Source organism: Phormidesmis sp. 146-12 (assembly GCF_052939495.1).
The window spans coordinates 1-10,684 of sequence record NZ_JBJPHS010000163.1 but is presented as its reverse complement, the minus strand read 5'-3'; the positions used below and the strand labels follow the sequence as shown (position 1 = coordinate 10,684).

Annotated in this window: 9 protein-coding genes and 8 tRNA genes; 13 read left to right on the top strand and 4 right to left on the bottom strand. The window is 48.0% G+C overall.

The window, feature by feature from the left end; genetic code table 11:
* Window positions 1-240: 240 nt before the first annotated feature.
* The 3 genes from ACKFKF_RS32605 to ACKFKF_RS32595 form a co-directional block, all read right to left on the bottom strand.
* Window positions 241-1,275, bottom strand: coding sequence for a homoserine kinase (locus ACKFKF_RS32605; RefSeq protein WP_446871550.1), 1,035 nt, complete (start codon window positions 1,273-1,275; stop codon window positions 241-243).
* 212 nt (window positions 1,276-1,487) lie between these two features.
* Entirely contained in the window at window positions 1,488-2,438 is a 951-nt protein-coding gene (locus ACKFKF_RS32600; protein ID WP_446871549.1) for an isopenicillin N synthase family dioxygenase, read from the bottom strand.
* A 162-nt stretch (window positions 2,439-2,600) separates the two neighbouring features.
* Complete coding sequence (locus ACKFKF_RS32595; protein WP_446871548.1) at window positions 2,601-2,765, bottom strand: hypothetical protein; 165 nt, start codon at window positions 2,763-2,765, stop codon at window positions 2,601-2,603.
* On the opposite strand from ACKFKF_RS32595, the gene ACKFKF_RS32590 reads away from it, so the two are divergent.
* The 3 genes from ACKFKF_RS32590 (at window position 2,765) to ACKFKF_RS32580 (ending at window position 6,636) form a co-directional block, all read left to right on the top strand.
* Window positions 2,765-5,530, top strand: a complete 2,766-nt coding sequence (locus ACKFKF_RS32590) for an EAL domain-containing protein (protein WP_446871547.1) — start codon at window positions 2,765-2,767, stop codon at window positions 5,528-5,530. The genes ACKFKF_RS32595 and ACKFKF_RS32590 overlap by 1 nt on opposite strands.
* A gap of 82 nt (window positions 5,531-5,612) precedes the next feature.
* Window positions 5,613-6,392, top strand: coding sequence for an Rpn family recombination-promoting nuclease/putative transposase (locus tag ACKFKF_RS32585; protein WP_446871546.1), 780 nt, complete (start codon window positions 5,613-5,615; stop codon window positions 6,390-6,392).
* A gap of 73 nt (window positions 6,393-6,465) precedes the next feature.
* Window positions 6,466-6,636 carry a hypothetical protein gene (locus ACKFKF_RS32580; RefSeq protein WP_446871545.1) on the top strand — a complete coding sequence of 57 codons (171 nt, stop codon included), beginning with the start codon at window positions 6,466-6,468 and terminating at the stop codon, window positions 6,634-6,636.
* Window positions 6,637-6,742: 106 nt separating this feature from the next.
* On the opposite strand, the gene ACKFKF_RS32575 is transcribed toward ACKFKF_RS32580, so the two are convergent.
* On the bottom strand, window positions 6,743-8,236 hold the full coding sequence (locus tag ACKFKF_RS32575) for a serine/threonine protein kinase (protein ID WP_446871544.1): 1,494 nt from the start codon (window positions 8,234-8,236) through the stop codon (window positions 6,743-6,745).
* Window positions 8,237-8,496: 260 nt separating this feature from the next.
* Here ACKFKF_RS32575 and ACKFKF_RS32570 point away from each other — a divergent pair, with 260 nt between their 5' ends.
* From ACKFKF_RS32570 to ACKFKF_RS32525, 10 genes are all read left to right on the top strand, one after another.
* A complete protein-coding gene (locus tag ACKFKF_RS32570) occupies window positions 8,497-8,670 on the top strand; it encodes a hypothetical protein (RefSeq protein WP_446871543.1) in 174 nt (57 codons plus the stop codon).
* A gap of 74 nt (window positions 8,671-8,744) precedes the next feature.
* Complete coding sequence (locus ACKFKF_RS32565; protein WP_446871542.1) at window positions 8,745-9,269, top strand: HNH endonuclease; 525 nt, start codon at window positions 8,745-8,747, stop codon at window positions 9,267-9,269.
* 431 nt (window positions 9,270-9,700) lie between these two features.
* A tRNA-Asp gene (locus ACKFKF_RS32560) sits at window positions 9,701-9,776 on the top strand.
* Window positions 9,777-9,859: 83 nt separating this feature from the next.
* Window positions 9,860-9,933, top strand: a tRNA-Arg gene (locus ACKFKF_RS32555).
* Window positions 9,934-9,938: 5 nt separating this feature from the next.
* Window positions 9,939-10,022, top strand: a tRNA-OTHER gene (locus ACKFKF_RS32550).
* A 14-nt stretch (window positions 10,023-10,036) separates the two neighbouring features.
* Window positions 10,037-10,112: transfer RNA gene (locus ACKFKF_RS32545), tRNA-Cys, on the top strand.
* A gap of 5 nt (window positions 10,113-10,117) precedes the next feature.
* Window positions 10,118-10,193, top strand: a tRNA-Ile gene (locus ACKFKF_RS32540).
* 3 nt (window positions 10,194-10,196) lie between these two features.
* Window positions 10,197-10,267: transfer RNA gene (locus tag ACKFKF_RS32535), tRNA-Trp, on the top strand.
* Between the two features lie 170 nt (window positions 10,268-10,437).
* Window positions 10,438-10,511, top strand: a tRNA-Glu gene (locus tag ACKFKF_RS32530).
* A gap of 3 nt (window positions 10,512-10,514) precedes the next feature.
* Window positions 10,515-10,597 (top strand) — tRNA-Tyr (locus ACKFKF_RS32525).
* Window positions 10,598-10,684 lie beyond the last annotated feature (87 nt).

The window sequence follows — 10,684 nt, the reverse complement described above, 5'->3', positions numbered from 1 at the left end:
ATTTCCTTCCCATAGAATAAATCAACCCTACCCCAGATTGGGGGATTTAGGGGGCTGAAGCCGATTGAAACGAAGCGATTCCGGACTTGTGTGTACACGGTAGCCCCAAGGAGCGGAACCGGACTCTAGCCCTCTTCTCCCCAGGGAAAAGGGTTGGCGAGGGCTTCGCCCCACGTTGTGAGGAGGGCGATCCGAGACTCTCCAATTGTCGAAGTTATTTAATTCTTATTTCTAAGTCCTTTAAAACAGTTGCCAGTCGGGGGATTTTAGGCGTTTGAGTTGTTCTAGCCGCACAGTGAAATAGTGGTCGTCTAGTCGGCTGTATTCGTGAGTGTTGGCATGATTAACACTGATTGCCCATCGCCAAATCTGGGCCGCCTGCGTAAACGACTGTAGGGCAGTTATCTCTAACTCCGTCACCGCTTGCACCGACTGATAGCCCGTCAAAAAAGCTTCTCGTACCGTTTTTCCGACCCCTGTACAAAGGGCAACTTGCAGAAATTTAGCGATTTCAAACGCTCGCCAGCCATAGCCACACTGGTCAAAATCAAACAGTGTCACTTGATTGTCATCGGTAAAATGAGCATTGCCACTGTGCGGATCGCCCCAACAAATTCCCCAATAGGGCGGCGCTTGCGGAAAGTCTTGAAGCTGGAGTTTGATGTGAGCGATCGCTTCCTCGACGTACGCTAAGTGCTGCGCTTTGAGAAAGGGAGCAATGATCTTGAGAGAATCGTCCAGTAGATATTTGAGCGTGAGCGGATGGCGATCGGCGTGACTGCGAAAATTTTCTGATACGAGATGCAGTTTTGCGACTGTTTCGCCCAGTTTGTGACTCTGAGTTGGATTCAAATCGCCCAAAGGGACTTTTCCAGGTGCGTAGATAAACAAAGAAGCGTAGCGCTTACCTTCGGGGGCAGTGATCTCGATCGCAAGCTGTCCGGTTTTGGTTCTTAGAGGGTGGGCGATCGGAATTCGGTTTTGCTGCAAAAAATCCAATAGTTCCAGTTCAAAATCAATGTCAGATTTAGAGCGCCAGTGGAGATGAGAAATTCTCAGAATATAAGGGCCTGCTTGAGTTTCGACGAGATAGACATCACTGAGTCCTCGATTCCAAAATTGGCAGCGGGTCACTATCCCAATCTCATAGTTGGGCAAAATTCTAGCAATCAGTGCCTCGGTGCTAAGCGTCGAGTAAACGACCGGAAACACGTCGTCAATCAGGCTGCTTGGGGTCTTTGAGATCGAATTTACCCGGCTGTATTCTGCGTTCATTTTTCTGAAAGCACTCCCTCTAAAGGACGCGCTCCTCACGGTTTGGTCGATAGACAACAACTCATCCGACCTAGATTAGAACGAGCCGTTTGATCAGATAGTGTTGACTTTGACAATTTGGCGATCGAAAGCTAAAAAATCTTTGCAGGGCTATTTTTCACAAGTTCGACATTCGACATTAGTTCTAGTCCAAAGTTCTAGTCCAAATGTCACTAATACGCGGCTTGAAGCCGACTCAGCAGATACTCTCCTGACAAAACGGGGGCGTGGCGAGGGGGATTGTCTAAGCTTTGACAGCTAGGGAGACAGGCGATTTCGACCTCATAATCAGGTTGGCAAAAGAATGCGATCGAATAGCGATGAGAAGCTCGATCGCAGGTAGGCATAACGCGATGCTTGGTAGACCGAAACACATCATTGCTCCAGCGCTCCATTAAGTCTCCGGTATTGACCAACAGTGTATCGGGAATGCAAGGGGCAGAAATCCAGTCTCCGTCTGCGGTCTGCACTTCTAAACCACCCATTTGATCTTGAAATAACAAAGTCACCGAGCCATAGTCAGAATGTTCTCCGGCGCGAATTTGTCCTGGTTCCAAAGCTTGCATGGGTGGATAGTGCAACAATCGCAGCACAGATTCTTGATTGACATGACGATCGCTGATAAACGACTCTGGCAAATTTAACGCTAAAGCAAACGCTCGAAAGACGCGATCGGCGGTTTCTGTACAGGCTTCAAAAAAGTCCAACATCGTCTCTCGAAAGGACACATCCTCAGCCAGCCAGCGATTTTGGGTCAGGGCAGGATTAGCAGAAATTCGATCTTCTCTGCCCATGTTGAGCGCCTCTTTTGCGTCACCCGGACGATCGGGATTAAGCTGCTCTCGCTGCATGGCAATATAGCCCCGGTTGCTGACTTCATCGTTCCAGGCAAGCTGTTGTTTGGTGGCTAGGGGCAATGAAAAGAATTGTTGACTTTGAGCAAATGTTTTTTCTAATAGGGTTGGGTCAACGCCGTGATTTTTGAGGTAGATAAACCCGATCGTATGACAAGCTCGATAGATTTCTTGAGCGACAGTCTGCTGACCTGCCCGATCACCTTTCACAAAAGGCGCAAAATCAATGACGGGAATTTCTACCGAAGTTAACGTTTGTTTCGTATTCATTACAACCTTTGGAAAAATACAGAATGATTTAATTGACTGCTACATTGCTTATCAAATAGCGATGGGTTGTGGGGTTTGACCTACCAGCGCCAACCTCTCGCTTGATGTATAAGAAAAGACCCAGTAGAGCCAAGAAAGCAACTCAGAAAGCCGTTTTCTACCCTAGAGAACTCTAATTGAGCGGCAAAATTTCTGCTGTGGCGATCGCGACAAACTGATCACCGCACCTTCATTGACCAAATTACATGAATCTGGGCACACTAGGGCAGTTGAGACACCGACCTCTATTTCTAACCCTGCCGTCGATCGCACATTCTTTTTCGCCAATGAAGCTCTCCACCGAGAAAAAAGTAACTGCTGGTTTTGGTGCAGCATTATCCTTATTGGGACTGGTGAGTGTTGTGTCTGTGGGGAGTGTCAGCCAGCTTAATCAGAGTTTGACCCAGGTAGCCCAGACGAGCAAAGTCGTAGAATCACTGCAAAGATTGATGTCTAGCCTCAAAGATGCAGAAACCGGACAGCGCGGCTACTTGATCACAGGCAGATCAGACTATCTAGCTCCCTATTACCGAGGCGTAAAAGCCGCACAACAAGAACTAAACGCGCTCCATCAGGCTTCTGCAAATCTCGAACAACAGCAGCGACTAGCGACCCTAAAACCGATCGTCGAGACCCATCTCGCAGAACTTAGTAGCACGATTCAACTCAGGCGATCGCAAGGACTCTCGACAGTCTTACAAAAGGTGCAACCTGACAAAAGTAAAGCAGAAATGGATTTGATCCGATCGCTGCTACAAGAAATGGAAGGCCGCGAACGACAAGTTTTAGAACAGCAAGAAGTACAGGCAAATATCAGAACCCAAACCGTTACCTGGATCATTAGCGGAAGTAGTTTGTTGGCATTCACGATCGTCGTTGCTTCAGCGTTAACGATTCATCGCGATCTCAAGCGTCGTCGCCAGGTTGAAACGGCTCTTCAAGAGAGTGAACTTCGCTTTCAAACCTTTATGAATCACAGCCCATTGTTAGCATTCATCAAGGACGAAATGGGGCGCTATGTCTACACCAATCAGTCTGTAGAACAGCGATTTGATCTTCCACCTAACAGCATTCAGGGAAAAACTGACTTTGATTGGCTCCCTCACGAAACGGCTCAACAAGTGCGCCAAAACGATCGCATTGTATTAACCACTGGGCAGACCACCGAAGCGATCGAAACCGTGAAAAACCCTAACGGCACATTGAACTATTGGCTGTCGTTTAAGTTTCCACTTAGGAGTGCGGGGCGATCTTGGTTGGGTGGAGTGAGCCTCGAAATTACAGAGCGAATTCGGCTAGAACATTCACTATTTCATCAAAAAGAACTGGCGCAGGTGACACTGCAATCGATCGCGGATGCGGTGATTACAACCGATGCCTCTGGTCGGGTAAAATCGCTCAATCCAGTTGCAGAAGCGCTCACTGGTTGGACGCAGCCAGAGGCCGCAGGCTTGCCGTTAGAGACAGTTTTTCCGATTATTCATGAAACCACTCGTGAGGCGGCCGAGGGGTGTATTCATCAAGTCTTAAAGAACTGTACGGTGGGCGTAGATAATCAAAGGATTCTAATTGCCCGTGATGGTCGAGAGATTGCGATCGCAAATTCGGCGGCTCCAATTCGGGCGAGAGATGGGGCGATTTTTGGAGCGGTGATTGTGTTTCACGATGTTTCTCAGACTCGTCGCCTGACTCAGCAGCTTTGTTGGCAAGCCAGCCACGATGCGCTCACCGGATTGGTCAACCGTCAAGAATTTGAAGACCGTCTCAAGCAAATGGTGCAAAATGCTGAATCGCAGGGTCAGCAACATGCACTGTGTTATTTGGATCTCGATCAGTTCAAAATTGTCAATGATACCTGTGGTCATGCGGCGGGGGATGAATTGTTGCAGCAGGTGGCAAATTTGCTCCAGGCTCAGGTGCGCCAAACCGACACACTGGCTCGATTGGGAGGCGATGAGTTTGGACTGTTGCTGCACCGCTGTCCGCTACCACAGGCTCGAAAGATCGCCGAAACGCTCTGTGAACAGATGCAGTCTTTTCGATTTTTTTGGCAGGAGAAAGTGTTTACGATCGGGGTTAGTATTGGTCTGGTGATGATCACAGCTGAGACAAAAAATGTCGCTGAAGCTTTGAGTACGGCAGATGCAGCGTGTTATGCGGCTAAGAATCGCGGGCGCAATCGAGTTCAGGTTTATCAGGCGGACGATCGCGAACTGGCTCGACAAAAGGGTGAAATTCGCTGGGTGGCTCGGCTGACGCAGGCTTTAGAAGAAAATCGATTTTGTTTGTATTATCAATCGATCGTGCCTGTCGTTCCGTCTTCCTTTGTCAGTGAGCATTATGAAGTCCTGCTGCGACTGCGAGATGAGGAGGGCAACATTGTGGCTCCAGGAATGTTTATTCCGGCGGCAGAGCGGTATCATCTTATGCAATTTATCGATCGCTGGGTGATCAAGACGTTATTCTCAACTCAAGGGCCGCGCTATCGTAATCTTTGGCAACAGTGTCAGCACCAACACCACGCTTGTAATCATCTTTATGCAATCAATCTATCTGGTGCCAGTATTAATGATGATCACTTTATTGATTTCCTACATGAGCAGTTTAGTATTCATGAAATTCCACCAGAGATGATCTGTTTTGAAATCACAGAGACGTTAGCGATCGCGAATCTGACTAAAGCGGCCCAGTTCATTTGTGATTTAAGAAGTTTAGGTTGCCGTTTTGCGTTAGATGATTTTGGCAGTGGCATGTCTTCTTTTGCCTATTTAAAGAATCTACCGATCGACTATCTCAAAATTGATGGCTGTTTTATTCGTCAGATGATGGACGATCCAATCGATTTAGCAATCGTCCAGGCAATCAAACAAATTGGACAGGTGATGGGCATTCAAACGATCGCTGAGTTTGTAGAAAATGACGAAATTTTGGAGCAGTTGCGATCGCTAGGAGTCAACTATGCTCAGGGATACGGAATTGCGATGCCTCGTCCTTTACCCAATCCCGAACGGCGCAATTCTCACTGTCATTACAACCCTCTAATTGTGGGCTAATGGGAAGAGATCGCGCGACTCCGAACTCAAGTAGAGTTAATGAAGTACGATTAGACGCTGCTCCTATTAAATAATTTTGCCCATGCGTCGGGATTCAATTTTTTATGCTCTGTTTCGTCAATCGCCCAGTTTGCTGTTTGAGTTGCTAGACACGCCTCCTGAGTTGTCTGAGCAATATCGATTTGAGTCGGTCGCTGTCAAAGAGCCAAAATTTGAGATTGACGGCGTGTTTTTACCGCCAATGGCTGAAGCGTCGGGGACAGTTTTCTTTGCTGAAGTACAGATGCAAAAAGATGAGCAATTGTATGAACGGCTGTTTGGTGAATCCTTTTTATATTTTTATCGCAATCGTGATTATTATGCAGATTGGCAGGCGGTGGTGATTTATCCCTCGCGATCAGTGGAGCAGACAAATTCTCAGCCGTATCGAGCACTTCTAAACAGTGACCAAGTGCATCGGGTATATCTAAACGAGTTGGGTAACGTTGAAGAGTTGCCCTTGGGTGTGGCGGCGATGGTGCTGACGATCGTCGATGAAGTGAATGCACCAGAAATTGCCAGACTGCTAATTGGAAGAGCAAATCAAGAGGCTTCTACAGGAGCAGCGAGACAAAGCATAATAGAGATGATCAGCACGATTATGGTCTACAAATTTACTAATCTGTCGCGGCAGGAGATTGATGCGATGTTAGGGACTAAACTTGAAGAAACACGAGTCTACCGAGAAGCACAGGAAGAAAAGGCGATGGCGATCGCTCTCAACCTGCTGCAAAAAAACCTATCGCTGGAGATGATCGCTGAAGCTACTGAACTCAGCATTGAACAACTTCAAAACCTCCAATCTCAGATCAAACGGGATTAGAAAGCGATCTTGTTTTCTACGTCCAAGAAGATTGCTCGATTTTACTAATCTGTCGCGGCAGGAGATTGATGCGATGTTAGGGACTAAACTTGAAGAAACACGAGTCTACCGAGAAGCACAGGAAGAAAAGGCGATGGCGATCGCTCTCAACCTGCTGCAACACGGTTTTCCAATAGATAAAATTTCACAGTTGACAAAGCTTACGATCGAACAGCTTCAACACTTCCAATCTCAGCAGAACTAGAGAACGATCGGGTTCACCTAAAGAGAAAGAGGTCGATGTAGAAAAGCGGGAACTTCGCTTGTTCTCTATGGAATTGAAAAGTTGAATGTTGACCTGAGTTTATAGGTTAGGCATCATGGCTAAACTCTCGACGTAGAATGGCTTTACTCATTTCAGGAGTGCCGATCGAGACAACTGATTGGGCATCCACCGACCATTTTTGTAGTTCTGCGCTGTGCGCTGAATTTAGGTTAATGTCAATTCGATGGACGCAGCAGTGAGGCGCTTCTAAATCAAAAAATAGGACTGCATATCGTTGTTTTTCGACCATCAACCGCAGCATTTTTTGTCCTTCTGCTGACTTCAAATCGAGAAATACTTTGAGACGGCGCTTGCCATGAGTCGGGTTTGAAATCGCGATCGTCCACATCACCATCGGGTGCGGCGACGGGCAGAAAAAGGGTCGCTGATGAATCTGGTTGTACAGCTTATTGATTTGAATTGACTGAATCTCAGCATGGGGCAACATCACCCACAAAGCAGGCAGCGTTTCTCGCTCGGCCGCAAAAGGGTGAGCAAAGACACTCTTGCTGTACTGTCCACGGTCTGGATAAATCGGAACGCCTGTGACTTTTTCGGGTTGAGTAGAGATCGGTTTGACTTCACGCCAGCGAATCGGTCGATCGTGACTAACCTCTCTCGAATGTCGCTCGACCAGGGGGTTGAGTTCGGTGAGAATCTCGGCGATCGACTGAGGGCGCTGTTCTGGTGATTTCTCTAGACAACTCATGATCAGATTTGTCAGCGCTTTAGGAAAGTCTTTCTTGGGAGCAACTTCTCGAAAGTGACGCGGAGACTGAGAGCAGTGGGCATGATACCAGCTTTGGTGAGAAGGTGACCCGGCTGATAGCGGCAACTGACGAGTCAGCATCTCAAACAGCGTCACACCCAGACTGTAGATATCAGAACGCACGTCAAAGCTTTCACCCGCGAGTTGCTCTGGCGCTGAGTAGGCAGGTGTGCCCATATAGGCGGAGGCAGCTTCGTCTGCTGCAAGCATGGTGGCAATGCCAAAGTCGAGAATTTTAACCAGTTCTTGCCAACTGGGGTCGGGACTGATCAAGATGTTGCCGGGTTTGATGTCTCGATGCACGATCGCGCGTGCTTGTTTACCATCGATCACAATTCCTGTGTGAGCACATTGCAGCCCCAGGCAAATTTGTAGCGCCAATCGCAGAAACCGAGACAGTGAGAGCGCTTCGAGTTGAATCACGCTGCTCAGACTCTCACCAGACAGATACTCCATCACATAAAACGGCACGTCGTAAGCATCAGTTCCGTAGTCTGTGACGCGCACAATATGGTGACTTTTTTGACCCAGTTGAGCGCAGACTTTTGCTTCATTTTCAAAGCGATCGCAGGCTTTTTGGCTGACTAAATGACGTTTCAGTAGTTTGACCGCGACTGGGTTGCCTAACAGCACATCTTTTGCTCGGTAAACACTGCCCATTGCACCTTGACCGATCGCTTCGATTAGTCGATAGCGATTGTTGATCAGTCGTCCGAGGTTGGGGTCTAGGGTCATGGATTGGGGCGATCGTTCCAGGTCGAGAGGTGACAAAAGCTACTCCATTCTGCTAGGTTTTCCAAAAATTTGCAGAAGCTGTTCCCTAACTTCATAAACTCAGGTTGCCCGTCTACCCAAGTCTTTGAACATCGTTGGTTTAATTTGCCTAGTCAACCAGGTTTAGTCTTATTTCAAAAACTCTAGTGAAAGGCTGGACAACGTGGTGTTACAGATGTAGTATACAAATAGTTACCGTAATACAGCCACCAAAGCCTTCCATGATTTGTATCCTCCGATCGTTCTTACGCAATGCTATGTCACGCCTACTCCATCAGGGTTTGGGCGAAACATTAGTGCGGGCGTGTGAGGGAGCAGATTGCTTTAGCGGACACAAATCCACCAGCGAAGGCATTACAGCCGCCAGATGGCTAAATCCGGGTCAATCGATCGACAGCGGGAGGTGCAGGGCAATCCTGACACTGGTCTAGAGAAAAGTACATCTAACTTTCTCCCCCCGCTCCTGATCGTCAGAGGTGGGGATTTTTTTTAGGAGTGAACTTTAATGCAAGCTCAACAGACCGAACAACCACACATACTTCAAAACCAGGTGGTCGTGTTTTCCAAAAACTATCTGCCCCTGGCACGCATCAATATCAAACGAGCGATCGTGCTCCTCGTCACCGGACAAGCCGAATCGCTGGAGTATGGCAGCCCTCGTCAATGGGAAGTGCGATCGCCCAGCGTCGTACTACAAATCTCAGAACACATTCGTCTGACCGGTGGTAACTCCGAGCGGCGCTGGAAAATCCCTCCTGTGGGTCGTCGAGAACTGTTTCGCCGTGACAATCACACCTGCCAATACTGCGGCACAACCAAACATCTCACGATCGATCACGTCATCCCCCGCTCAAAAGGCGGAACCCATACCTGGGACAACGTGATAGCCGCTTGCGAAAGATGTAACTCAGCTAAGGGCGATCGACTACTACACGAAATCGGCATGGTTCTCAACACTAAGCCCAAATCACCCATTCACCCAGCGATCGCCTTCGCAGAACAGTTTTGGAAAGAACAACCCCTGTTGTAAAGGATGGGTTTTCTGAGTAGCGTAGTCAGCGAATCTGGCATAGAGAGGGCAATACAGCGATTTCTGCACCCTTGTCCTCTCACCCTTCAAAAAAAAGTTGTAGTATGCTCTTGACATTGTGTAGTACGTTGTATTATATTTGTAGTATGAAAGCGAAACACCAGAACACAACACCAAAACACAACGCAAAGGAGCTAATCCGATGACCACTTGCTCCCTTCTACTAACTAGCAACTTCTCAAAACCCTGGAAATTACTGCAAACACATTCCCTGCAACGCTTTGAGAGACACCACTCAATCAGGGAAGCAATTCTTCTTACGCTATCCAACAGCCTGAAGTACGCCAGCTAATGGCGATCGAACACGACTTTCCCTAATTCCGGCTGACACCAGCAAACCTGAACCATGAAAACTAAATAGAGACCACCTTGGGAATGTAGCTTAGTCTGGCTCAAAGCAGCGGTTTGTCGAACCGAAGATCGTGGGTTCAAATCCCATCATTCCCGTGTAGCCTTGTGGACAACTAGAAAAGTCGCTGTGCCGCTCAAGTACAGAGAAGCGGGTGCAACTCCCGTCGAGGCTCCCAAATGAGGATGTAGCTCAGATGGACAGAGTACTTGTTTCCGAGACAAGTTGCCACAGGTTCGACTCCTGTCATCCTCGCTGATGGGGACGTGAATGGTATTCGACTGCTCCGAAACCAACAAACGGACGGTTGCAGAATTGGGGTTCGATTCCCCACGTCTCCACCAATCCAGGTTTGCATCTCCAGGTTGCCAAATGGGAAGGCGTTGGTCTGCAAAACCAATTATTCGTGAGTTCGATTCTCACCCTGGAGTCCAACGATCGCAGTGTTGCTTAATTGGTAAAGCCCCAAGTTCATATCTTGGTGATTGTGGGTTCGACTCCCACCGCTGCGACCAAATGCAGAGATAGTGTAACGGCAGCACAAGGGTCTCCAAAGCCTTTTGTCCGGGTTCAAATCCTGGTCTCTGCGTTCTACGGTGTGCCTTAGTCTAAGAAGCTTACAAACTGGTAAAAACTGATTTGCCTATTAGTCTGATTGGTTTGTGTCTTACAGTCTGCTTGCAGGTTAAGACGACTTCTCAACCTTACACATCGTAGAAATCTCGAAGTAGAAATCTTGAAGTAGAAAACTCAAATCCTGGTGCCGTAGGCAAATTGGTAAAGCCACAGAACTTTCAATTCTGCGTTTGCGGGTTCGACTCCCGTCGGCACTGCCTGGGTAGGTATGCAAATGGCTGAAGCAGACCGACTGTAAATCGATCGTCTATGACCGTTGGGGGTTCGAGTCCCTCCCTACTCATCTGACGAGTTCCATCCAGAACAAAGTGAGAATCCCTCCTCCCTTCCTTGACGCATCAATTATGGAGAATAACCCTATTAGGCAATA